Origin of the sequence: Ferrimonas marina (assembly GCF_900129905.1) — a bacterium.
Taxonomy (GTDB): domain Bacteria; phylum Pseudomonadota; class Gammaproteobacteria; order Enterobacterales; family Shewanellaceae; genus Ferrimonas; species Ferrimonas marina.
This window is the reverse complement of the sequence record NZ_FQXG01000006.1, coordinates 295,010-318,264: the sequence shown is the minus strand read 5'-3', so window position 1 is coordinate 318,264 and position 23,255 is coordinate 295,010. Positions and strand designations below refer to the sequence as shown.

25 protein-coding genes are annotated in these 23,255 nt (G+C 63.8%); 18 read left to right on the top strand and 7 right to left on the bottom strand.

Features of this window, described 5'->3' with window-relative positions:
* Positions 1–105 precede the first annotated feature (105 nt).
* The gene (locus tag BUC04_RS16020; RefSeq protein ID WP_067662618.1) at positions 106–1,263 is read left to right on the top strand and encodes an RDD family protein; all 1,158 of its coding nucleotides are present in this window, start codon (positions 106–108) and stop codon (positions 1,261–1,263) included.
* Here BUC04_RS16020 and BUC04_RS16015 read toward each other — a convergent pair.
* Positions 1,260–2,066, bottom strand: coding sequence for a hypothetical protein (locus BUC04_RS16015; RefSeq protein ID WP_067662615.1), 807 nt, complete (start codon positions 2,064–2,066; stop codon positions 1,260–1,262). The genes BUC04_RS16020 and BUC04_RS16015 overlap by 4 nt on opposite strands.
* A gap of 164 nt (positions 2,067–2,230) precedes the next feature.
* Between BUC04_RS16015 and BUC04_RS16010 the strand changes: the two genes are divergently transcribed.
* A complete protein-coding gene (locus BUC04_RS16010) occupies positions 2,231–2,488 on the top strand; it encodes a hypothetical protein (protein WP_200804696.1) in 258 nt (85 codons plus the stop codon).
* Between the two features lies 1 nt (position 2,489).
* On the opposite strand, the gene BUC04_RS16005 is transcribed toward BUC04_RS16010, so the two are convergent.
* Together BUC04_RS16005 and BUC04_RS16000 are read right to left on the bottom strand one after the other, a co-directional pair.
* Entirely contained in the window at positions 2,490–3,104 is a 615-nt protein-coding gene (locus BUC04_RS16005; protein WP_067662612.1) for a 3'-5' exonuclease, read from the bottom strand.
* Between the two features lie 53 nt (positions 3,105–3,157).
* A complete protein-coding gene (locus tag BUC04_RS16000) occupies positions 3,158–4,114 on the bottom strand; it encodes a hypothetical protein (RefSeq protein WP_067662609.1) in 957 nt (318 codons plus the stop codon).
* A 620-nt stretch (positions 4,115–4,734) separates the two neighbouring features.
* Here BUC04_RS16000 and BUC04_RS15995 point away from each other — a divergent pair.
* The 6 genes from BUC04_RS15995 to BUC04_RS15975 all read left to right on the top strand — a co-directional run bounded on the left by BUC04_RS15995 (position 4,735) and on the right by BUC04_RS15975 (position 9,820).
* Positions 4,735–5,772 carry a beta-barrel domain-containing protein gene (locus BUC04_RS15995; protein ID WP_067662606.1) on the top strand — a complete coding sequence of 346 codons (1,038 nt, stop codon included), beginning with the start codon at positions 4,735–4,737 and terminating at the stop codon, positions 5,770–5,772.
* Entirely contained in the window at positions 5,772–7,913 is a 2,142-nt protein-coding gene (locus BUC04_RS15990) for a peptidase domain-containing ABC transporter (protein WP_073325994.1), read from the top strand. The genes BUC04_RS15995 and BUC04_RS15990 overlap by 1 nt, the downstream gene beginning before the upstream one ends.
* A 28-nt stretch (positions 7,914–7,941) precedes the next feature.
* The gene (locus BUC04_RS24005) at positions 7,942–8,100 is read left to right on the top strand and encodes a hypothetical protein (protein WP_156480027.1); all 159 of its coding nucleotides are present in this window, start codon (positions 7,942–7,944) and stop codon (positions 8,098–8,100) included.
* A 126-nt stretch (positions 8,101–8,226) separates the two neighbouring features.
* On the top strand, positions 8,227–8,622 hold the full coding sequence (locus BUC04_RS15985) for a hypothetical protein (RefSeq protein ID WP_067662604.1): 396 nt from the start codon (positions 8,227–8,229) through the stop codon (positions 8,620–8,622).
* Between the two features lie 89 nt (positions 8,623–8,711).
* Complete coding sequence (locus tag BUC04_RS15980) at positions 8,712–9,452, top strand: TerC family protein (RefSeq protein ID WP_067662601.1); 741 nt, start codon at positions 8,712–8,714, stop codon at positions 9,450–9,452.
* Between the two features lie 80 nt (positions 9,453–9,532).
* Positions 9,533–9,820 carry a hypothetical protein gene (locus BUC04_RS15975; protein ID WP_067662598.1) on the top strand — a complete coding sequence of 96 codons (288 nt, stop codon included), beginning with the start codon at positions 9,533–9,535 and terminating at the stop codon, positions 9,818–9,820.
* Positions 9,821–9,823: 3 nt separating this feature from the next.
* Here the strand turns inward: BUC04_RS15975 and BUC04_RS15970 are convergent, their stop codons facing one another.
* Positions 9,824–10,501, bottom strand: a complete 678-nt coding sequence (locus BUC04_RS15970; RefSeq protein WP_067662595.1) for an SDR family oxidoreductase — start codon at positions 10,499–10,501, stop codon at positions 9,824–9,826.
* A gap of 228 nt (positions 10,502–10,729) precedes the next feature.
* Here BUC04_RS15970 and BUC04_RS15965 point away from each other — a divergent pair, with 228 nt between their 5' ends.
* Genes BUC04_RS15965 through BUC04_RS15940 form a run of 6 tightly spaced genes read left to right on the top strand, consistent with a single transcriptional unit; the run spans position 10,730 to position 17,104 of the window.
* Positions 10,730–11,923, top strand: a complete 1,194-nt coding sequence (locus BUC04_RS15965) for a 3-dehydroquinate synthase (protein WP_067662592.1) — start codon at positions 10,730–10,732, stop codon at positions 11,921–11,923.
* Positions 11,924–11,929: 6 nt separating this feature from the next.
* The gene (eboE, locus tag BUC04_RS15960; RefSeq protein WP_067662589.1) at positions 11,930–13,108 is read left to right on the top strand and encodes a metabolite traffic protein EboE; all 1,179 of its coding nucleotides are present in this window, start codon (positions 11,930–11,932) and stop codon (positions 13,106–13,108) included.
* Positions 13,105–13,959, top strand: coding sequence for a UbiA family prenyltransferase (locus tag BUC04_RS15955; RefSeq protein ID WP_067662586.1), 855 nt, complete (start codon positions 13,105–13,107; stop codon positions 13,957–13,959). The genes eboE and BUC04_RS15955 overlap by 4 nt, the downstream gene beginning before the upstream one ends.
* A gap of 10 nt (positions 13,960–13,969) precedes the next feature.
* On the top strand, positions 13,970–14,824 hold the full coding sequence (locus BUC04_RS15950; RefSeq protein ID WP_067662583.1) for an EboA domain-containing protein: 855 nt from the start codon (positions 13,970–13,972) through the stop codon (positions 14,822–14,824).
* Positions 14,814–15,713: a TatD family hydrolase gene (locus BUC04_RS15945; RefSeq protein WP_067662580.1), complete on the top strand. Its 900-nt coding sequence runs from the start codon at positions 14,814–14,816 to the stop codon at positions 15,711–15,713. Before BUC04_RS15950 ends, BUC04_RS15945 begins: the two co-directional genes overlap by 11 nt.
* Entirely contained in the window at positions 15,710–17,104 is a 1,395-nt protein-coding gene (locus BUC04_RS15940) for an alkaline phosphatase family protein (protein WP_067662577.1), read from the top strand. Before BUC04_RS15945 ends, BUC04_RS15940 begins: the two co-directional genes overlap by 4 nt.
* A gap of 12 nt (positions 17,105–17,116) precedes the next feature.
* On the opposite strand, the gene BUC04_RS15935 is transcribed toward BUC04_RS15940, so the two are convergent.
* Positions 17,117–17,557 carry a hypothetical protein gene (locus tag BUC04_RS15935; protein WP_067662574.1) on the bottom strand — a complete coding sequence of 147 codons (441 nt, stop codon included), beginning with the start codon at positions 17,555–17,557 and terminating at the stop codon, positions 17,117–17,119.
* Positions 17,558–17,753: 196 nt separating this feature from the next.
* Between BUC04_RS15935 and BUC04_RS15930 the strand changes: the two genes are divergently transcribed.
* The 3 genes from BUC04_RS15930 to BUC04_RS15920 all read left to right on the top strand — a co-directional run bounded on the left by BUC04_RS15930 (position 17,754) and on the right by BUC04_RS15920 (position 20,407).
* Positions 17,754–18,470: a response regulator gene (locus BUC04_RS15930; protein WP_067662571.1), complete on the top strand. Its 717-nt coding sequence runs from the start codon at positions 17,754–17,756 to the stop codon at positions 18,468–18,470.
* On the top strand, positions 18,464–19,909 hold the full coding sequence (locus BUC04_RS15925) for an ATP-binding protein (RefSeq protein ID WP_067662568.1): 1,446 nt from the start codon (positions 18,464–18,466) through the stop codon (positions 19,907–19,909). Before BUC04_RS15930 ends, BUC04_RS15925 begins: the two co-directional genes overlap by 7 nt.
* A 246-nt stretch (positions 19,910–20,155) precedes the next feature.
* The gene (locus tag BUC04_RS15920) at positions 20,156–20,407 is read left to right on the top strand and encodes a hypothetical protein (RefSeq protein ID WP_143165755.1); all 252 of its coding nucleotides are present in this window, start codon (positions 20,156–20,158) and stop codon (positions 20,405–20,407) included.
* 6 nt (positions 20,408–20,413) lie between these two features.
* On the opposite strand, the gene BUC04_RS15915 is transcribed toward BUC04_RS15920, so the two are convergent.
* Positions 20,414–20,899 carry a glutathione peroxidase gene (locus tag BUC04_RS15915; RefSeq protein ID WP_067662562.1) on the bottom strand — a complete coding sequence of 162 codons (486 nt, stop codon included), beginning with the start codon at positions 20,897–20,899 and terminating at the stop codon, positions 20,414–20,416.
* A 168-nt stretch (positions 20,900–21,067) separates the two neighbouring features.
* On the opposite strand from BUC04_RS15915, the gene BUC04_RS15910 reads away from it, so the two are divergent.
* Positions 21,068–21,571 carry a pilus assembly FimT family protein gene (locus BUC04_RS15910; RefSeq protein ID WP_143165754.1) on the top strand — a complete coding sequence of 168 codons (504 nt, stop codon included), beginning with the start codon at positions 21,068–21,070 and terminating at the stop codon, positions 21,569–21,571.
* On the opposite strand, the gene BUC04_RS15905 is transcribed toward BUC04_RS15910, so the two are convergent.
* The gene (locus BUC04_RS15905) at positions 21,568–23,142 is read right to left on the bottom strand and encodes a methyl-accepting chemotaxis protein (RefSeq protein ID WP_082766752.1); all 1,575 of its coding nucleotides are present in this window, start codon (positions 23,140–23,142) and stop codon (positions 21,568–21,570) included. The two genes, BUC04_RS15910 and BUC04_RS15905, sit on opposite strands and share 4 nt — an antisense overlap.
* Between the last annotated feature and the right edge of the window lie 113 nt (positions 23,143–23,255).

Below are 23,255 nucleotides of genomic sequence, written 5' to 3'. Positions count from 1 at the left end.
CAGACCCGCTGGCTCACAAACCCGCCAATAAACGGTTAAACCTCATACAAACAATGGGTTAAGATAAGTTTCATCGAATCAGCGAGTGCTCACAGGAAGTGACCCGTGCCCCAGGATCCCCGCGACATCATCACCCCGGACGCCTTCGAGCTGGACCAGCGGCTGCTTAACCGGCCACTGGCCTCCCCCACCCGCCGCGGCGTCGCCATGGCCATCGATCTGCTGGTGGTCTCCACCCTGGCCGCCTCCGGCGGGGTGCTGTTCATCCTGCTGGTGCTGCTGACCTGGCGCATGCGTAAGCGCCAATGGAAGGCGGGCAAGTGGCTCAGCTACCTGCTCTACCTGCTGCTGGCGCTGGCCATCATCCCCACCATTCTGACGCTCTGGGCGACCAAGGAGGTGTCCGAGGGCCACGTCGGTGATGTCTGGACCCTGACCAAAGCCGGCCTGTGCCAGGACGTAGACTGTCTGGAGCGGCATCTGCCGGACCTGGCCACCTTGGCCGAGGGGGACCTGCTCACCCAAGCCGAGCGCGGTGAATTGGCCCGGGAAATCACCGACCGCTTCCCCGAGGCAGAGCAGGCCGAGGCTCGGCAATCGCTGGAGAAGGCACTGCGACTGAGTGCGGGCAGCCTGACCGCGCCAGCCACCACTGGACTGGATGCCCCGGTCGCCGAACAGGCCATCGAGTCAGAGGCGGTCCCAGATGCGGGACTCGCCCCCGGGGAGGAGCAGGACATTGCAGCAGCAACGGAAGAGACGCCGGAGCAGGCGATGGAGGAACTGCAGCAGAAACTGGATAAACAGCGGCGACAAAACCGGAGCTTGCGCGAACAGCTGGAACAGGAGCAGCAGCGCAGCAAGGGCGCCTTTGGCTTTTTGGTGGAGAGCCTCAAGGAGCTGGGCCTGGGCTTTGGCTGGGCGGCGTTTTACTTCACCGTGTTTGTCGCCTGGTTCGACGGCCAGACGGTAGGCAAAAAGCTGACCCGCTGCCGGGTTCGCCAGCTGGATGGCACGCCACTGTCGCTGTGGGACGCCTTTGGCCGCTACGGCGGCTACGGGGCCGGTATCGCCACGGGATTGCTGGGCTTTGCCCAGATCTACTGGGATCCCAACCGTCAGGCGATCCAGGACAAGATCTCCACCACGGTGGTGGAGGATCTACGTCCCCAGGCCCGGCTGCGCGCCCGAAAGTGGCGCAAGGGGGAGAAGGGGCGCTGGGCGGCACTGATGGAAAACCTGCGCCGCCCCCGTGAGGTCTAGTTGCCGGCCTGACGCGCCTGCCAGTGGGGCTGGGCCAGCCGGTTATAGCGGCTAAGCCAGTCCTCACCGTCGGGCCAGCGACTCAGATCCAGCTTCAACTGACCCTGGTCATCGTACTGACTGGCGTAGGTGCCCATGTTGGCCAGGCTTATGCGCCAGTCGGTCAACCGGCCCAGCACGTAGTTGCCAAACTGGAACGCCTCGTACTCATTAAGCAACATCAAAAAATCACTGAAGGAGAACCCCTCCAGCCCCTGCTGGGCGGCAAAGGCGGCGTCGTAGCCGGAGGCCTGCTGGCCCTCACCGGATTGGGCCAGCTGCCACTGGTAGGAGTGGCGGGTCTCGTGCAACAGAAAGGCCAGTGAGGCATGGGACGGCATCGACGCCAGCTTGTCCGGGTTGAGGTAGACGGTGCCAGGACCCGGCTGGGAGAAATCAAAGTAAACGGTCTTGCCCGGGTAGCTGTGGTTGTCGATCAGCAAGGTTGGCGGGGTGATCCCCAGCACCTGGCACTCCAGCACAAACAGCCGGCGCAGTGCCCGATGCTGGGCCTCTGGGTCCAGTTCGGTCCACTGGGCAATAGCGTGATACAGCTCGGCATCCGCCTGCACCGCTTCTACCAGGGCTTCCCCCTGGGCCTGGGTCATCGCCGTCTGCCGGCGCACCCAGTCACGGGATTCCGGCTGCAAAGCAAAGGCTGTGGGGGCCGTTCGCTGCAGCGGGGCATTGGCATAGAAGGGGTCGGTCTGGGCCTGGGCATTGCCCATCATTAGCAGGCCAATGGCCCAAAGGTAGGATCGCATCGTTCACTCCCTGACGATCAGTGCATGGCCGGCATCATACCCGGGCAGAGCGAGCTGCCAAGCCCAGCGGCGATCTCATCCCGATGCCACCGTGACGCCAGCTTGACACCGCCCGGCCCGGCATCGACTACAGTTTGGGCTCACGGAGAGAACGGAGCCCACCCATGGCGATGAAGACCCCACTGCGTATCCCCCTGCTCGCTGCCCTGACGATGACCCTGCTGGCCTGCACGGAAACCGGCCCCCAGTCGGTGGGAGCGGATGCCGACGAGCATGGCTGTCGCGCCTCTGCCGGCTACCTATGGTGTGCAAAAACCGAGCAGTGTGAGCGCCCGTGGGAACTGGCGGAGCGGGAAGGGTTTACCAATGAAGAGGGGGCGTTCGACGCCTACTGTGGTGACTCGCTGGCCTCGCAGCCCTGATTCAGCAGCGCGCCAGCTTGGCCAGGTAATCCGCCACCGCCCCCTTGGGCTTGCGGCAGAGGGTTTGCAGCTGGGCAAAGCTGGGCTGGAATCCGCAACGCTGCTGCAGATCATGCATCATCGCCTGCCATAGTCCGGCAGTCACCTCGGTGTCTGCCAACGCCCGGTGAAACACCCCATCGTTGGCGATCCCCTTGTAGGCCACCAGGGTACCCAGCTTATGATCCGGTGCCTCCGGGTAGATCCGCCGAGCCAGCAGCAGCGAACAGGCAAACTCGCCGGGGTAGTGGCGGCCGATGCGATCCAGCTCAGCGTCGAGAAAGCGACGATCAAAGCTGGCGTTATGGGCCACCAGGTTATGATCGCCGATGAAGTCGGCGAACTCCGCCATCACCGTCTCGCAGGGCGGCGCCTCCCGCAGCATGGCATTGCTGATCCCGCAGTAGGACTCAATAAAGGGACTGACGGCAAAGCCCGGGTTCATCAGGCGCTGGAATCGGTCCACCACCTCGCCCTCCACCAGCTTGACCGCCCCAATCTCAATGGCGCGGTCGCCCCGGTTAGGGGAGAGGCCGGTGGTTTCAAAATCCAGAACAACGAGGGTATCAGCAGACATGGGGCACTCCTTACAGCAAGGCCCCAGTGTACCGGCTCAGTGACGAGTCGACCTCAGTCGTATCTCAGTTCCGCGATCCAATCCAGGTTACTGAGGTAGGCCCGGGTCTCCTCGCTCAGTGGCGAACCGCGCAGATCCACCAGCCACAACGCGCTGTTATTGTCGAAGCGGATGTCGGTCAGCTCGGTGTCCCGGGCAATCAGTTGCTCCAGCTGGGTATTGCTGCTCAAATCCAGGCTCTGTAGGGGATTATCAGACAGGTTGAGACGGGTGATCACCGGCAGCGCCTCGGTATCCAGTGTCGTCAGCCGGTTCTGCCTCAGGTTCAGCTCTCGAATGTGCTGAGGGGCAGTGAAGATCAGCTCAGTCAGCTGGTTGTTCCAGGCGGTCAGATTTTCCAGGTCAGGGTGGGTCCCCAGAGTGAGCTGCTCCAGCTTGCCATCGTTCAATATGGTGATGCCAAATAAGCGATACAACGGGCTGAGATCCAGCTCTGTCAGGCCGTGCTCGGTGATGGAGAGCAGCTGCAGCTCCAAATTGTTGCTCAGATCCAGCTCGCTGATCACCTCCTGGCCGGTTAGATAGAGTGCGTTCAGTGATGGGTTGGCGCTGAGATCCAGCTCCGACAGCAACCAGTTGTGATCCAACACCAGCTTGCCCAGGTCCTTAGCCTTGCCCAGCTCCACCTTTCCCAAATAGGCGTTCTCCGTCAGCCCCAGGGAGTAGAGTGTGGCCAGATCCGGCTCCGCCACCTCGATGCCGGTTTTGCTCAGGTTGAGGTAACGCAGGTGGGGCAACTGGGTCAGGCCTTCAGCGCTGTCCACATCGCTACCGCTGCACTCCAGCACCTCCACATCCGCCAGGGTCTGCCAGTTGAAGAGCTCACGCTTGAGCTCAAAGCAGGCCTGCAGCCCCTCCGAGGGCAACTGCACTTTATCCAGTGAACTGCTGCTGTCGCCACAAGCGGACAGCCCTACCAGCAAACACCCGCTCAGGATCCATCGTTTCATCGGCCTCTCCTTGCCACTGCGCGGTGCCAGGTCGGCACCGACAACTCCATGCATATATCTGTTGTATTCACCAGCATGGAGTAAAGCCGAATTTCAAGTCAAACCAAACGGTCAACTTTTACAAGGCATTAACAAGTCGCTTTGGGCAGTTATTTATTGCACCAGATAGAAGCGTATATTGTATATATCAACTATCCACTCCATCCCTGCCACGAGCCAGTGGGATAAACCATAAAGTCTGATTAATAAAACGCAGAAAGACCGTATTCCGGTTCAAAACAGTTGGAACAAACAGACCCATCAAACCAATTGCTATCAGAGCATTAAGCCAGCATTTAAGCAACAGCCAGGCAGAAGCCTACAGGGGTAACCTAGGCTAATCACTTCCACTTAACCTCGTACAAAAAGGAAGCCCCATGTCGGAACAATCACTAGAAAATAATAAAAGAGAACATCGATTGTTGGGTGAGGTCAGCCTGGCTCAGCCTGTGCCAATATATATTTCCTGCGCATGCATCATTCTCATTATCACTATTGCCGCCCTGTTTCTTTCCCAAGCCAATTACACCAGAAAAGCCACAGTCCGAGGGTATTTAAATCCGGAGCTGGGCTTATTACGGGTGTTCCCGCCCCGTACCGGGATCCTGGAGCAGTTACACGTCGAGGAGGGCGAACAGGTGACAGCGGGTCAGCCCCTGGCCACCGTGGTGCTGCGTCGAGGCACCAGTGGCGGGCAAGAGCTGAGTGAACGGGTGATGGCGGAGTTGGCCAGCCAGGCGACGCTGATCCAACAGGAGCTCAACCAGCAGCAAGCCCTGTTTGATCACCGCAAGCAACGACTCGAGGCCCAGCAGCAGGACCTGATCCGCCGTCAGCAGGCGCTCGATAGCCAGGCTGAGCTGATGACGGAAAAGCTGGCGCTGAGCCAATCTCAGCTGGCCCAGTTCGAGCGGTTGTTTCAGCGTGGCCACCTGTCACAGCTGGAGCTGCAGGCCGAGCAAGCCAAGCACCTGGCGCTGCGCCAGGAGCAGGAGCATGTCCAGGTGGAGATCGCCAAGACCATCGAGGAGGTGCACCGTAATCTCAATCAGCGCTCAGCCCTGCCCACCGAACATGCGCTTGCCCGTAATGCCCTGTTGCAGCGCCTATCCGAGCTCAAACGCCAGCAAGCGGAGGCGGAACACCACTATCGCTACGTGCTCCGTGCCCCCGCCGCCGGCCAGGTCACTGCCATCGCCTACCTGACCGGCCAGCAGCTGGATGCGGATCACAGCGTGATGCAGCTGATCCCCGATGGGGCGGAGTTGATCGCCGAGCTGCTGCTGCCTAGCCACAGTGCCGGCTTCGTCCGTCCCGGCGACCGTGCCCTGCTGCGCTTCGATGCCTTCCCCTACCAGCGCTTCGGCTTTGTCGAGGCCGAGGTGGTGCAGGTGGACAAGGCGTTGCTCAGCCCGGGCCAGGGTAGCCTGCCCTTCACCCTGTCCGGGCCGGTCTATCGGCTCAAGGCCCGGTTGAGTCAGCAGCAGATCAGCGCCGACGGAGAGCCCTTCCCGCTCAAGCCAGGCATGCTGCTGGAAGCGGACATCCAGTTGGAGCAACGCAGCCTGATGGCCTGGTTGCTGGCGCCCTTGTATGGCCTGCAGCGGAGGATCGGCTGATGACCAGAGAAACCCTTCGCTCACCCTTGGAGCTGCTCGAATTCTCCGGCCTGCGCCGGGTTCCCCTGATCCTGCAGGCGGAGATCGCCGAGTGCGGCCTGGCCTGCATCGGCATGGTGGCCAACTACCATGGCCATCGGCTGACCATGAGTGCCCTGCGCCAGCAGGGGGCGGCTGGCCTTGGTGGTCTCAACCTGCTGCAGATGGTGCAGCTGGGGGATCGCTTTGACCTGGCGGCCCGGCCACTGCGCTGTCCCGCCGAGCGGGTGGGACAGCTGCAGCTGCCCTGCATCCTGCACTGGGAGGCCAACCACTACGTGGTGCTGACCAAGGTCCGTGCCAACCAGCGGGTGATCCACGACCCGGCCTTGGGCAAGCGGGTGTTGAGTCCGGAGGAGTTTGAACGGCTCTACAGCGGGGTGGCGTTGGAGCTGACCCCGACCCAGGGCTTTGTGCCACAAAAGCAGGGTGCCCGGCTGGCACTGAATCAACTGTGGAGTCGGCTGACCGGTTTCAAGACCGCCCTGTTGACCCTGTTGGGGCTGTCGCTGTTGTTGCAGTCCTTTGCCCTGGCCACCCCCTACTACCTGCAGTGGGTGGTGGACGAGGTGCTGGTCAGTGCCGATCGGCCACTGTTGACGGTATTGGCCATTGGCTTTGCCCTGCTGGTGCTGGTCAACGAATTAACCAACGGCTTGCGCAGCTGGGTGATCCTGCGGCTGGCGAGCATGACCAACCTGCAGTTGGGGGTGAACCTGCTGCACCACCTGCTGCGCCTGCCCATGGGCTTCTTTGAGCGGCGCCAGCTGGGGGACCTGGTCTCCCGCTTCGGCTCCCTCAACAAGATCCGCGAACGGCTCACCAGCGGCCTGATCGAAACCCTGGTGGATGGCCTGATGGCGATCGCCATGGTGGCGATGATGATGCTCTACAGCCCTGCCCTGACCGCGGTGGTGTTGCTGGCCATGGCCTGCTATGCCCTGCTGCGCTGTGCCCTCTACGCGCCGCTGCACCGGGTCACCGAGGAGTCGATCCAGGCCCAGGCCAAGGAGCAGTCGCTGTTCCTGGAGAACCTGCGGGCGATGCAGGCGATCAAGCTGTTCGGCAGCGAGCCGCAGCGCCAGGGTCTGTGGCAGAACCGCTACGCCGAGGTGATCAACGCCGATATCCGCTTTGGCAAGCTGAGGATCGGCATTGAATCGGTAAATAACCTGCTGTTCAGCTTAGAAAATGTCTTGGTTATCTTCCTCGCTGCCGGCGCCGTGATGGCGGGACAGCTGACCATCGGCATGGTGCTGGCGTTCATCGCCTACAAGACCCAGTTGACCCACAGATTCACCCGTCTGGTGGAGCAGCTGGTGCAGTTTCGCATGCTGCGACTGCACCTGGATCGGATCGCCGACATCGCCCTGGCCAAGCCGGAGCCCCACCGTGAGGGCATTGGCCTGAGCCGCCAGGGCGGCGGCCAGCTGACCCTGGAAGGGGTTCACTTTCGCTACCACCCGGAGGGGCCAGAGATCCTCAAAGGGGTCAACCTCACCATCGAGGCCGGCCAGTCCCTGGCCATCGTCGGCGACTCCGGCTGCGGCAAGACCACCCTGATGAAGCTGATGCTGGGCCTGCTTCAGCCCAGCCAGGGACGGGTGCTGCTGGATGGCCAGGAGATCAGCACCCTGGGCCTGCGTCACTACCGCCAGCGGGTGGCCGCCGTGATGCAGAACGACACCCTGCTGGCCGGCTCAGTGGCGGACAACATCACCTTCTTTGATGCCGAACCCAGCCTGGTGCGGATGCAACAGTGCGCCCATCGGGCCGCCATAGATGATGAGATCGACCGGCTACCCATGGGCTACCACAGCCTGGTGGGGGAGATGGGTAACCAGTTCTCCGGCGGCCAGAGCCAGCGGCTGCTGCTGGCCCGCGCGCTCTATCGCCAGCCCACCATCCTGTTTATGGATGAGGCTACCAGCCACCTCGACAGCGGCAATGAAGCAAGGATCAGCGAACAGATCCGCCAGCTGTCGATGACCCGGGTGTTGATCGCCCACCGTCAGGAATCCCTCAAACAGGCGGACCGCATCGTCCGACTGGAGCAGGGCCAGCTAACCGAGGTTAGCGTCGCCAGGCAGCAACCTGCCTGAATCTATCCCCAACCCAAGGAGCAACACCATGCAACAGCAACAACCGGAACTGGACACCCTGAGTGAAGAGGAACTGCTGCAGATCGTGGGCGGCAATGGCGACGGCAGCGACGGTGGCGATGGCCCGACCATGCCCCCCATCGGCACCTACAACGGCATCCCGCCAGAGGTGATCATTAAGGAGTGATCGCAAAGTACTGATGCCCAAAGCGGCGCCCACTGGGCGCCGCGTTCCGTTCCGGGGATCTGGCTCACGATCTGCCCGCAATACCTTGGTTATAGTGAGGAAAACCAACAAATAAGCGGAGCCGCCGTGAACACCCAAAAGCAGACCTTTCACTACTCCCTGCTTCTCACCCGGGGCACCGAGTTGCCCGCCGAGCTGGCACCCTTAGCCGGGTTGTCGATCGAATCCGCCCAGGCGGGTCAGCAGCGCTACCTGGAGATCAGCGCCGAAGGCTACGACCTGACCGAGACCGTACTGGACAGCATCGAACGGCTGGAGGCCCAGCTGCACCCGGGTGCCGTTCATTTTGTCTGTGAAAACAGCTTCTACCGGGCCTTGTGCAAGGAGCAGCAAGCACTGGCACGCAGCCCGGCGGCGCTCTACCTGCCCAGCGAAGGTGAACTGGACCCGCAACGGGCCAGCCACACCATCGCCATCCACCGCATCAACCGCGCGCTGCTGGCTCGGGCCGCCCTAAGCTGACCCAAAGGCCCGGGTTCGCTCAAGAACATTGCTCCTAAGCCACTGGGGCGGCTAGCATAAGTGCACGCCCTACTGGAAAGGAGTCGGCCGTGTTCGACTGGATTAGCAGCCCGGAAGCCTGGATCGCGCTGGCGACCCTGACCTCCCTGGAGATCGTTCTGGGGATCGACAACATCATCTTTATCTCCATCCTGGTCAGCCGACTACCAGAGCATCAGCGGGATCTGGCCCGCCGCATCGGCCTGATGCTAGCGATGGTGACCCGACTGGCGCTGCTGTTCTCGCTCACCTGGGTGATGGGCCTGACCGAGCCGCTGTTCAGCCTGTTTGGCATGGGGATCTCCGGTCGCGACCTGATCCTGATCGGCGGCGGCCTGTTCCTGCTGGCCAAGGCCACCCTGGAGATCCACAACAGCCTGGAGGGGGAGGAGCAGGGCCACGGCACCAGCAGCGCCGCCAGCTTCGGTATGGTGCTGCTGCAGATCGCGCTGCTGGACGTGGTGTTCTCGCTGGACTCGGTGATCACCGCGGTGGGCCTTGCGGATCAACTGGCGGTGATGGCGATCGCCATCATCATCGCAGTGCTGGTGATGCTGGTCTCCGCCAAGGCGATCGGCGAGTTCGTCGACAACCACCCCACGGTGAAGATCCTGGCGCTCTCCTTCCTGGTGCTGGTGGGCATGACCCTGATCGTCGAGGGCTTCGACGTGCACATCCCCAAAGGGTATATCTACTTCGCCATGGCGTTCTCAGTCAGCGTTGAGATGCTCAACCTGCGCCTGCGCAAACGGCGGCAAAAGCCGATCAAGCTGCGCAAGCCGCTGGAATAGGCTGGATGAATTTTAGTCAGCTTGGGTTCAAGCTCGCCGTGCTAGCGTGAACGGATCCTTATCGGAACCGGAGGCTGACTATGAACACCTACCGCTTTCAACTTTGGCAGGGCCGCATCCGCCAAGCGCTGCAGCCCGCCCCTGGCGCCACCCTGAGCCCGCTGCGAGCAGTGATGGGCAGCCTGGTGCTGCTGAGTTTGTTTGTCCTGCTGCTGCCCATCGCTCTGGTGCTTTTGGTGGTGCAACTGACCCTGTTCCTGCTGGCCAGCATCGGCTTGTTGTTCCGTGGCAGCCGGCCCCACCGTTACACCCAGCCCGGTCCTGGCCCGCGGCGGGAGAAGGTGATCAACCCCGGTGTCGGCCGCTAGAGGCTATTCCAGCTCCGCCGGCGGGCGGAACAGCAGCTCATGGGTGACCAGCTCCGGCGGGTCCTGTATCAGCTGCACAATCTTTTGCGCCGCCTGCTCCGGTCGGATGTACTGAGGCCGGGCCTGGTCGCGAAACTCGGTATCCATCCCCCCCGGGTAGACCGCTGTGACCTTGATCCCCAGCGGTTGTGCCTCCTTCATCAGCACGTTATTGAGCCCCGCCAGCCCCTGCTTCATGGTGGTATAGACCCCCATGGTGGGGCTGCTGCGCTTGGCCACGGTGCTGATCACATTGATGATTTGGCCCGCCCCTCGTGGCTGCATCTCGCTCATCGCTGCCCGACACAACAGGTAGGGTGCCCGCAGGTTCACCGCATACTGCCACTCGAACTCCGCCAGCTCGGTGTCCACCACCGCCGCCTTGCGGGTATTCATCCCGGCGTTGTTGATCAGCACCTCGATCCCCCCCAGCGCGTCGCTGGCCCGTTGATACAGTGCCGTCACCTGCTCCGCATCCGCCAGGTCAGCACAACTGCCCAGACAACCGGTCTGCTGCTGCAGCTGGGCCAGCGCCTCGGCGTCCCGGCCACTGGCATACACCCGGTAGCCCTGCTCACACAGCTGCACGGTCAGGGCGCGACCCAGGCCCCGGGTCGCCCCGGTGATCAATACGTTCTTCATGAATCTCATTCTTCATTAGTTTGCCGTTGATGTGGCCATGCTACGACAGCAACAGCACGGGGAAAAGCCACGACCGGAGCAGGCGAAGCCCCGGGAAAGCAACTATCTTTGCTAGGTGCCAATCTGCCTGACGAGCAGGGCAGCCGGGGTTGCCCGGCCAGATCCTTCAGGGACACGTGGCCCCGGGCCACCACGCAGAACCGATTGCTAGGGATGGGTCACCCGCCTATGGAACAGCACCGAATCCTCTCCGCCGCCCAAGGCAGCGCAGCGACTCAGGATCATTGCATCCAGGTCCAGTTCGACTATCGCCTCAGCTTTACCCGCCATGCCCTGGCGGTGTGCAACCCGGTGTTGCTCAACGCCATCCGTCGACGTGAACCCCAGCGCCAACACGGTGTGCTCGCCTTCGTCGACGAAGAGCTGGCCCGGCATCAGCCACAACTGATGCCGCAGCTACAGGATTACGTCGGCACCCACCGTCAGCACCTGCGCTGGCTGGCCCCGCCGCAAACCCTGCCCGGTGGCGAAAGCGGCAAAACCGAGGCGATGGTGGGCTACCTGCACCAGCAACTGAACCAGGCCGGGGCCGACCGCCATAGCGTGGTGCTGGCCATCGGCGGCGGCGCGGTACTCGATACCGTCGGCTATGCCGCCGCCACCTTCCACCGGGGACTGCGCATCGTCCGCCTGCCCAGCACCGTGCTGGCCCAGAACGACGCCGGCATCGGCGTTAAGAACGGCGTTAACGCCTTTGGCCAGAAGAACCTGCTGGGCTGTTTCGCTCCCCCCTTTGCGGTGATCAACGACTGCGATCTGCTGCGCACCCTGAGCCCCCGGGATTGGCGCGCCGGCATGGCCGAAGCGGTCAAGGTGGCCTGCATTCGAGATAGCCATTTCTTCGACTGGATTGAGCAGCACAGCAGCGAACTGCTCGACCGCAACCACCCGGCGATGCAGACCCTGATCCAGCGCTGCGCCGAACTGCACCTGGCCCAGATCCGCGACGGTGGCGACCCCTTTGAACTGGGCAGCGCCCGGCCACTGGACTACGGCCACTGGAGTGCCCACCAGCTGGAGCTGCAATCCAATCATCGACTGCGCCACGGCGAGGCAGTGGCCATCGGCATGGCCCTGGATGCCCTCTATGCCCATACCATTGGCCTGCTGGAGAGCGACGCCTGCCAGCGCCTGCTCCAGCTGCTGCAGCGGCTCGGTTTCACCCTGAATGACCCGGTGCTGGGGCAGTGTGACGAGCAGGGGCAACCCGCCCTGCTGGCGGGGCTGGAGGCGTTTCGCCAGCACCTCGGCGGCCAGCTTTGTGTCACCCTGCTGCCCCGCCTGGGCGAGGGTGTCGAGGTCAACGAGATGGATCTTGACGCACTGCGACAGGCGCTACAGCAGCTGCAAGGGTTGGATTGAGACACTATGCAGCTGGCCAACCAGACCCACCTGACCTTCTGCACCAACCTGTTCGCCGGCGAGCAGTGGCAACAGCACTTCGCCCATCTGCGTCAGCACCTGCCCGCCCTGAAGCGGCGGATCAGCCCGGATGCCCCGTTGGGGCTCGGATTGAGACTGGGAGCCCTGGCCGCTGACAGCCTCAGTCAGCCGAGCCAGCTCGAACGCTTCCGCAACTGGCTGGAAGCGGAACAGTGCTACCTGTTCACCCTTAACGGCTTTCCTTACGGCCCCTTCCACGGCACCCCGGTCAAGCAAGGGGTGTATCGACCGGATTGGTCTGAGCTTCGCCGCCGGGCCTACACCCTGCAGCTGGCCGAGATCATGGCGGCACTGATGCCCGCCGGTGGCCACGGCAGCATCTCCACCGTACCGCTGGGCTTTCGCGCCGACCTGGCCCCGGCGGCGCGGCATCGTGCGGCGCTGGATAACCTGATCCACACCGTGGCCGCCCTGTACCAGCTGGAGCGGGATACCGGTCGCTGGGTCCAGCTGGCACTGGAGCCGGAACCCAGCTGCGTGCTGGAGACCACCGCCGATGTGCTCAAGCTGTTTCAGCAGCTGCGTGGCCAGCTACCGACGCTGTGCCGCACCCTGGGGATCCCGATGACCCAAGCGGAGCAGGTACTGCATCGGCACCTGGGGGTCTGCCTGGACTGCTGTCACTGCGCGGTGATGTTTGAAGACCCACTGGAATCTGCCCTGGCGCTGCAGCGGATGGGGATCCCCATCGCCAAGGTACAGCTGACCGCCGCCCTGAGCATCGACCCCCATGCCGACGGCGCCCAGGCAGCCCTGGCGGCCTTGTCGGATCCCATCTACCTGCACCAGACCACGGTCCGCAGCGAGGGCGAGACCCGCAGCTACCTTGACCTGGACCAGGCGCTGGCGGCACTGGGTGACAGCCCGGCGCAATGGCGCAGCCACTACCATGTGCCGATCTTTCTCAGCCAGATGGGCCCCTTTCGCACCACCCAGAAAAGCGTGGCGCAACTGCTCAGTCATCACCGGCTCGACCCGCTGTGCCCCCACCTGGAGGTGGAGACCTATACCTATGACCTGTTGCCCGAGCAGTACCGCGACCAGGGGGTGGTAGCCCACCTGTTTCAGGAGCTGAGCTGGGCTAAGGAGCAGCTGCAAGGATGAGATGGAGCACCGCACTGACACTGGGACGTGTCGCCAATCTGCCGTCGGTCTGGACCAACACCCTGGTGGGAGTCATGCTGGCCGGCGGCGACCCCACCGCCATGGAGTTTGTGCTGCTGGCCACCGCCCTTTCCGCCCTCTACCTGGGCGGGATGTTCCTCAACGATGCCTGCGATGCCCGCTGGGATCTGTTGCATCGGCCCGAGCGCCCGATCCCCTCCGGCCAGGTCAGTGCCCAGGAGGTGTGGCGTACCGGGCTGGCGCTGCTGACCCTGGGGCCGGTGCTGCTCTGGCTCGGGCGCCCCGGCGATCCCTCCGCTGCCATCGCCGCCCTCGGTTTGAGCGGCGTGATCCTGGCCTACGACCTGACCCACAAACAGTTTCGTCACAGCGCCTGGCTGATGGGCAGCTGCCGACTGATGGTCTACCTGGTGGCGGCCCTGTTCGTCGGCGGTATTACCCCGGCGGTATTGTGGGCGGGCACCGCCATGCTCTGTTACATCGCCAGCCTCACCTACGTGGCACAAACCGAGCACCTCAACCAGGTGCATCGCTACTGGCCCCTGCTGCTGTTTGCCGCCCCGGTGGTGCTGGTATTAACCCGCATCGACCAGGCACCGATGGCGATCCCGGTGGCACTGCTGCTGTGCTTCTGGCTGTTCCGCCAGCTGCGCACCCTGTTGCCCGGCCCCCACCGCCAGGTGGCCAGCAGTGTCGGCGCCCTGCTGGCGGCCATTCCGCTGGTGGACGCCACCCTGCTGGCGGCCCACGGTCACGTGATGGCCGGCGCACTGGCCCTGCTGGCCTTTCTCACCACCCTACAACTGCAGCGGCGCTTCGCCGCCACCTGAGGAGGATGCCTTGCGACTGGCGACCCAACTGCAGGCGATGCTGCAACGGCAGGCCCCGGAGTCGACTCGTTGGCTGCAGCAGCAGCTGCCTCAGCTCAATGCACACCCTGCCGGGCTGTATAAGCTGTTCTCCCTCTGCCATCGTCGCTTTCCGACCACACCGGCGCTGACCTGGGAGCTGCAAACGCAACAAGGACTGCCCCCGTCACTGCTTGACTGCACCCCGGTTCACCAGGCCCAACTGTGGCTGCTGCTGAACGCCCAGCAGCAACTGGGTAGCGACCGCTTTGACCCACTGCTAGCCACCCTGTTTGCCACCGGCACCGAGCAGGAGCTGGTGCTGCTGTACCGTTCACTGGCGCTGCTGGCAGAGCCCCAGCGCTACCTGGCCCAGGCCCGGGAAGGGGCCCGCAGCAACATGATCCCGGTGTTTCTGGCGGTGGCCCATCACAACCCCTTTGCCGCCGATCACTTTGACGAGGCCGGCTGGAACCAGCTGGTGTTGAAGGCGGTATTCAACCAATGCGCCCTGCACCCGATCCTGGGGCTGGACCGACGCCATAACCCGAAACTGGCCGCCATGCTGGGCAGCTACGTGCGTGAGCGTTGGGTGGCGCAACGGGAGGTGCCCTGGGAGATCTGGCGCGGCATCGCCCCCCACCCGGACCAGCCCGGCCTGGCCGAGCTGCTGGCCCAGGCCCTGGCCCACCCCCAGCCGGCCCATCAACAGGCCGCGGCCCTGGCCCTGTCATTGAACCCAGCCCCCACCGCCGCCGCGCTGATGGCCAACACCACCACCCGCCCCCAGTTCGGTGGCTGGGAGCCCCTGTTTCAGCACCACAAGGAGTGTGCCCATGTACATTGACCCCCATATCCACATGAACGCCCGCACCACCGACGACTACCAGGCGATGGCTGCAGCGGGGGTAGTGGCGGTGATCGAGCCGGCGTTCTGGCTGGGTCAGCCACGCACCTCGGCGGACAGCTACCGGGACTACCTCGCCACCCTGGTCGGCTGGGAGCGGTTTCGGGCCTCCCAGTTTGGTATCCACCACTGCTGTACCGTCGGCCTCAACTCCAAGGAGGCCAACAACCCCGCCCTGGCGGAGGCGGTGATGGATCTGCTGCCGCTGTTCCTGACCAAGGAGGGAGTGGTGGCCATCGGCGAGATCGGCTTTGACGAGGGCACCGAGCTGGAGGAGCGCTACCTGCGGGCCCAGCTGGAGCTGGCCCGGGAGTACCAGATGCTGGTGATGGTGCACACCCCGCATCGGGACAAGCTGCAGGGCACCCTGCGCACCATGGCGCTGTGCGAGGAACATGGCCTGGATCCCCAGCGGGTGGTGATCGACCACAACAACGAACTGACGGTGGAAGCGGTGCTGGAGCGTGGCTACTGGACCGCCTTTACCCTGTATCCCCAGACCAAGATGGGCAGCGAGCGGATGGTGGCCATCGCCCAGCGCTATGGCAGCGAGCGGATCTTCATCGACTCCAGCGCCGACTGGGGGGTATCCGATCCCCTGGCGGTGCCCAAGACCGCCCAGCTGATGCGCCAGCGCGGCATCCCCGAGGCGGACATCCACCGCATCGCCTACGCCAATGCGCTGGCCGCCTATGGCCAAAGTGGTGAGTTTAACGAGGCGGACTGGCTGCAGCCGGCGGCCATCGACCAGCGCCGCCAGTTCGAGGGCAACTCGGTGCTGAGGGGGCAAACGCCGCTGACCCCGGACTCGGTGGAGGGGATCCAATGACCCAGCGCCTGATGGTGGTCAACCTGGTGGGCCTGAGCCGGAACCTGATCGGCCCCGCCACCCCCAACCTGCTGGCCCTGCAGCAGCGCGGCAGCAGCGGTACCATCGCCCCGGTGATGCCGGCGGTGACCTGCAGCGCCCAAACCAGCTACCTCACCGGTACCCTGCCCCAGGACCATGGCGTGGTCGGTAACGGCTGGTACCACAAGGCGTTGTGTGAGGTGCGCTTCTGGCATCAGTCCAACAAGCTGGTGGCCGGCGAAAAACTGTGGGAGGCGATGCGCAAGCAGGATCCCAACGCCACCTGTGCCAACCTGTTCTGGTGGTTCAACATGTACAGCAGCGTCGACGTGTCGGTCACGGTGCGTCCGATGTACCCCGCCGATGGCCGCAAAATCCCGGACATCTATACCCACCCCGCCGAGCTGCGCGACAGCCTCAACGCCGAGCTGGGCGCCTTTCCGCTGTTCCATTTCTGGGGCCCCAAATCCGACATCCGCTCCTCCCGCTGGATCGTCGATGCCACCCTGCGCACCCTGGATCAACACAGCCCGACCCTGACCCTGGTCTACCTTCCCCACCTGGACTACTGCCTGCAGAAATTTGGCCCCGGTCACCCTCAGATAGAGCGGGAGCTGGGCTTGATCGATGCCGAGGTAGGCCGACTGATGGCCCGGGCCGAGCAGGAGGATATCGGCTTGGTGGTGCTGTCGGAGTACGGCATCGAGGCGGTGGACACCCCGGTGCATCTGAACCGGATACTGCGTCAGCAGGGCTGGCTGCAGGTGCGGGAGGAATTAGGCCGGGAGCTGCTTGATCCCGGGGCCAGTCAGGCCTTCGCCGTGGCAGATCATCAGGTAGCCCACGTTTACGTCGAGGACGCCAAACTGCGACCGGCGGTCAAGGCCTGCCTGGAGGGGCTGGCCGGGGTGGAGCAGGTGCTGGACCAAGAGGATCAGGCCAAGGCAGGCATCGACCATGAACGCAGTGGCGATCTGCTGGTGATCGCCGCCCCCGGGGCCTGGTTTACCTACTACTACTGGCTGGAGGAGGCCCAGGCCCCGGATTTTGCCCGCACCGTGGAGATCCACCGCAAACCCGGCTACGACCCGGTGGAGCTGTTCGTCGATCCCAGGTTGCCCTTCCCCATGCTGTCGGTGGCCTGGCGGCTGCTGAAGAAGCGGCTGGGGCAGCGCACCCTGATGGACGTGATCGCCACCGACGCCAACCTGGTCAAGGGCTCACATGGCCGAGCCCCCAGCTCGCCGGAGCTGGGGGCCTGTTATGTGACCAGCCAGCCCGGCCTTGATGGCGACCTGGCCGCCACCGAGGTGAAGGGCTTCCTGCTGGCGCAGATGTTCGGTCAGCAGGCCCAACGTCGGGCCAGCTGAACCGCGAGGCGCTTATTGCGCTTCGCGGGCCTCGCGCTTGGCCTCTCGCTGGGCCTTGCGCTCTTCCATCTTCTGGTAGCGATCTAGCGGCATGCCGTTACGAGCTACCTCTTTCTGTTCAACCAAGGCACCTTCCGCCTTGGTCACGATGGTGATCTGGTAGCCATCCGCAGTAGGCTCCACGTCACCCACCATGATGTTGTCGTTGCCCCGTTGAATCAGACGAGCTTCGGTCAGGGTGCGGATCTCATCGGCACTGAACTCCCGGTCCATCTGCTTCATCATCTTGCCGTGGCCACGGTGCTTACCGCGTTCGCCGCGCTCTCCACGCTCGCCGCGTTCGCTGTGGTAGGAGGGCTGACCGGCATCGTCGTGGGCCTGGGCCAGCAGCGGGGCACCCGCCAAGGTGGTCATGGCCAGCATCAGGGACAGGGCAGTGGCTTTCATCTTCATCGGTAATTCCTCGCTGTGGTGATTTGACGGTGCCCAGTTAACCATCCGGATGTCACCCAAATATCCCAAGCCGTTCGGAGTTTGTCGCAATCTGTATCCAATGGCAGCGATAAACTTTGATACAGATTGGCCAGCCAACTGGCCGTATAATCGACACCATATTCCAGAAACTAGACTCCAGACTCCGGGAAACAAGATGCAGCCAAAGCAGATACTGGTGGTCGATGACCATGACGAGATCCGCGACCTGCTCGGTCGCTACCTGAGCCAGCACGGGTACCAGACCCACCTGGCCGATGGTGGCGAACAGATGCGGGCGGTGCTGGATCAGCACGCCATCGACCTGGTGATCCTGGACCTGATGATGCCCGGTGAGGATGGCCTGACCCTGTGCCGCCAGCTACGAGAGAAGAGCAGTATCCCGGTGATCATGCTCACCGCCCTCAGCGAAGAGACCGACACCATCGTCGGCCTGGAGGTGGGGGCCGACGATTACGTCACCAAGCCGTTCAATCCCCGGGTGCTGCTGGCCCGCATCAAGGCGGTGCTGCGCGGCCGAGAACAGGGCACGCCCGCCGCTGCCGGCAGTGACGCGGAGCGGATCCGCTTTGATCGCTGGTCACTGGATCTGCATCAGCGCCAGCTGGAGCGGGAGGATGGCCTGGTGGTGGATCTCAGCACCGCCGAGTATCGCCTGCTGCGGGTGCTGCTGGATCACCCTCGCCAGGTGCTCAGCCGCGATCAGCTGATGGACCTGACCCAGGGCCGTGAGGCGATGCCGTTCGATCGCAGCATCGACAACCAGATCAGCCGCCTGCGCAAAAAGGTGGAGCAGGACCCGAAACAGCCGACCCTGATCAAGACCGTCTGGGGCGGTGGCTACATGCTCACCGCTGAGACCACCCAATGCTGAAAACGCTTCGACAACGGCTCTGGCCCCGGCGCCTGGCCAGCCAGATGGTAGCCCTGGTGCTGCTGGTACTGGTACTGGCCTTCGCCATCAGCCTCGGCCTGTTGGCCGGAGCCCATAAGGAGTCCATTGGCAACCTTAACCAGGGCCAGATCAGCCGCCAGTACCTCTCCATCGTCCGCCTGATGGAGAGCAGCGACCCCAGTTACTATCCCACTATCTTGCGCGCCGCCCGCAGCGCCACCACCCAGGTAAGTCTGGATCGCAGCAGTGCCCTGCCAGCCCAGCCACCGACACCCCGGGACGCCCACCTGATTGAGCGCCTGGTGGAGCACCTGGGGCCGGAGTATGCCGGCCGTATCCGAGCCAGCCATGCGCTGAGGATCAAGCTGCCGGAGCGGGAACTGCGCCGCCTGCGCGAGCATCGGGGCGAGCGGATGACCGAGCATCAGCGCCGAGCCCTGCTGGAGCGGCGCCTGTCTGAGCACCCGGACAAACGCCCCAAGCTGGAGTTCTTCTCCCTGTCGGTGCAACTGGCCGACGGCCAGTGGCTCAACCTGGACAGCCAACTGCCGGAGCCGCCACCGCTGGTGCCCCGGCAGACCCTGATCTTTTTGCTGATCTCCGCCGCGGCCCTGATGGTGGCGCTGGTCTGGATGGTGCGCCGGTTAACCCGTCCGCTGCAGGCGCTGACCCGCTCCGCCGACCAACTGGGCCGAGGCCAGCCGGTCGCGCCCCTGGCGGAGCGCGGGCCTGAGGATCTGCGCAGCCCCATCCGTGCCTTCAACCAGATGAACGAACGGCTGCAGCGCTACGTGTCCGACCGTACCCGGATGCTGGCGGCGCTATCCCACGATCTGCGCACCCCCATCACCAGCATGCGACTGCGGGTGGAGATGATGCCGCCGGGGCCGGATCAACAGGCCCTGCTGGCGACCCTGGAGGAGATGCAACAGATGTCGGAGGCGACCCTGGCCTTCTTGCGGGAGGGCAGCGACCAGGAGGCCAGCCGGGAGCTGGACCTGGACGCCATGCTGGAGAGCCTGTGCGACGATCTGCAGCAGCTGGGCAAGCCAGTGCACTACCACAGTGCCGAGCCACTGGTGCTCCTGGCCCGCCCCAGCGGACTGAAACGGGCATTGCGCAACCTGGTGGAGAACGCGGTCCAGTACGGTGAACAAGCGGAGGTCCGCTACCAACGCCATGACGACGCCGTCTGGGTGGAGATCCAGGACCAGGGGCCAGGTCTGAGTGAGTCGGATCAGGAGCGGGTGTTTGAGCCCTTCCTGCGGCTGGAGGGCTCACGCAATCGGCACACCGGTGGGGTTGGCCTGGGCCTGTCCATCGCCCGCAACCTGGTGCGTGCCCACGGCGGTGACATCGAGCTGCACAATACCCATCCCGGTCTTAAGGTCCGGGTGATCCTGCCGCTCGGTTCGTGATCCTGATCACGAACCCCCTATCCCGCCGCGGTCCGCCGCTGCGACGGCCCTGCGGGTAATTGGCTGGCCAGTGCCATCAGTCAGGTTAAAGTCGCTGGTGAAAAGCATACACACCAAGGATCCTGCCTGGGATCCGGCTCGGCTCAACCCATCCTGCCTGACGCCAGGCTGGCGCCGTCATTTGCTGGCGTTAACGCGCCATTGCTATGTTGAGACCCCATCCGACAGTGAAAGGAGTCTCCCGGGATGAAGGTATTGACCACGACAATGGCGGCCACCGCCCTGCTGCTCAGCGGTTGCAGCAGCATCGACACCACCGATGCCCAAAGCACCAGCAGTGAAGCACGAACCGACGGCTATCGCTGCGACAAGGTGGTGGCGGTGGGTTCCCGCATGCCCACCCGTCGCTGTACCACCGCGTCACAGCGCGAAGCGGAGCGGCAGGAGGCGGAGCGGATCATGAATACCCGCGGGATCTCCAGCGCCGCCAACAACTAAGCTGCCTCAGGCGCCCAGCAGCGCTTCGATCTCCGCCTTAAGCGATTCCGGCTTATCGGTGGGGGCGAAGCGCTTCACCACCCGACCCTGACGATCCACCAGGAACTTGGTGAAGTTCCATTTGATCCCCTTGCTGCCCAGCAGACCCGGCGCCTGCCGCTTGAGGTGCTCAAATAGCGGGTGGGCACCACTGCCATTGACCTCCACCTTGGCCATCAGCGGAAAGCTGACGCCGAAGTTAAGCTGACAGAATTCGCTGATCTGAGCCGCATCCCCCGGTTCCTGGTTACCAAACTGGTTGCAGGGAAAGCCCAGCACCTCCAAGCCTTGCGCCTGGTAGCTCTGGTAGAGCTGCTCCAGTCCCTCGTACTGGGGAGTGAAACCGCACTTGCTGGCGGTGTTCACAATCAGCAGCACCTTGCCCTGGTACTGGCTCATCGACAGTGCCTCACCGCCGTTGCTTTCCACCTCGAAATCGTAGATCTGACCCATCACACACCCTCCTGGTCTTTTGGATGCCACCAAGATACGCCCCAGAACGGATAAACACCAAGCCATCGGGCCAAAACCAATATGGGAAGACTCTGAATTTACAGGTGAACTCTGTGCTTTCCTGAAGTCTGGACTATAGTCCGGTAACACCCACCGCGAGGGAATGCGATGCGATCACAACAAGGAGGGACGCTGCTCAGTCTGGTGGCAGCGCTGGCGATCCTGGGTCTGCTCTGGCACTACGGCTGGCCCGGTGCAGGCCTATCGGGAGCCGGGCAGGCGGCGCAGCTGAAGCGGCTGCAACCGGGTCTCAATGCTCAATTGATGACCCTGGTGAGCCAGGCACGCGCCGAGGCGGGGCTGGCCAGGATAGAGGACCGCGTCGCCACCTTGAGCACCTCACTGGGGCCCTGGCAACTGGTGGCGAGCTGGCCGAAGAACCGCTCCGGCGATCGCCAGCGCCATTACTTGCTGGAGTTACTCAATCCAGGCTGGGCTGCCGAACCGACCGAGCACTCGAGTCTGCAACGACGAGCCCAGTACGGCCCCTATCACAGCCTGGAGACCGCCCAGTGGAGCCGGATCGGCTTTGGCGATCTGGAGCACGGCAACTGCTTTCTTGAATACCGCCCTGGTGAGGGCTTCCAGCCCCACCTGACGGAGTGTCGTTAGCGTCCCCGCTCTACGCCATGCTGCCAGAACTGACGGGACAGCTCCGCCTGCTTGGAGGCCAGCCGCGACATGTCCCGGCCCCGCTTGGCGGTGTTCTGGGCCTGTTGCTGACTGCAACGGGCCAGGTCGCTGATGGTCTGGATGGCGGCACTGATATCCTGGGTCACGATCCGCTGCTGGCTCATCGCCGAGGCGATGGAGTCGCTGCGGCCATGCACCCGGGAGACCGCGTCCCGCAGCGCATCAAAGGCCTGATCCGCCTCCCGCACCAGCGCCACCGCACTCTCCGCCGCCTGCTGACCGGTCTGCATGGCGCGGTTGGCGTTCTGGCTGGAGTGCTGGAACTGGTCGATGATCTTCTCGATCTGACCGGTTGACTCCGCCGTGCGCTGCGCCAGGCTGCGCACCTCGTCCGCCACCACGGCAAAGCCACGACCAGATTCGCCCGCCCGAGCCGCCTCAATGGCCGCGTTCAGGGCCAGCAGGTTGGTCTGCTCGGCGATGCCGCGGATCACATCCAGTACCTGGGTAATCGCCTGGCTGTCCTGCTCAATGGTGGCCACCTCACCGGCGATCCGCGCCACCTCATTACTCAGCCCCTCGATCGCGCCAGAGACCTGGTCCAACACCTGGCTGCCGGCATCGGCGTCGGCCAGGCTCTGGGTCAACGCCTGGGCCACCTGGCCGGCATTGTCCGCCACCTCATTAAAGCTGACACTCATCTCCTCCACCGCGGTGGCCGCGGCGGTGGTCTGCTCGCTTTGCTGAGTGGCGCGGCGCTCGGTGTCCTTGACCGTGTCATTGAGCTGCTTGCCCATGCCGCAGAGCGATTCGGCGGAGTCCGCCATCCGCCCAACCACGCCGCCCAGCTCGGTACCGAGAAAGTCGATGGCCAGGCCGATGTCGCCGATCTCATCCTGGCGACCGGCAAACACCCCACGGGCCACCGGATCGTCCACCAACTCGCGGGAGCGCAGTGCCAGCTGCTTCAGCGGCGCCAGCTGTCTTGCCAGCAACAGGAAGGTCAGCAGCGCACCGATGATGCCGCCCAGCAGCGGCTGCCAGCTGGCCAGTGCCGCCGTGATAGCGGCCATGGCGGCGCCCCCCAGGGCCAGGCGCTGGGCAAAACCGATTCGGGCCGGGCGCAGCGCCTTGGGGGTCTTACCGCGATTGAGCTGGGCGTAGATCGCCTCCGCCTGGGCCACGTGCTGGGCCTGGGGCTGACGCCGCACCGACTGGTACTCGTGGATCTCGCCGTGCTCATACACCGGGGTGACGTAGGCGTTGACCCAGTAATGGTCGCCAGACTTGGTGCGGTTCTTGACGATACCGAACCAGGGGCGACCGCTGCGGATGCGCTGCCACAGGGATTCGAACGCCTGGGGCGGCATATCCGGATGGCGGACCAGGTTGTGCGGAGCGCCCTGCAACTCCTCGATGGAGAACTCACTCACCTCGGAAAAATCCGGATTGGCGTACTTGATGTTGCCCCGGGTGTCGGTGGTGGAGAGCAGGATGGTATCGGCAGGGTAGCGTTTTTCCTGCCCGGTGATAGGTTGATTATTGCGCACGGCGGTCCGCTCCTCGGCTGCAGATTCATGCTATGGTGCCAAAAAGCCCGATCCCTGCCGCCGGGCCGGATCACACAGTTGAAAAATTTTATTATTCAAACTGATAGGAGAAA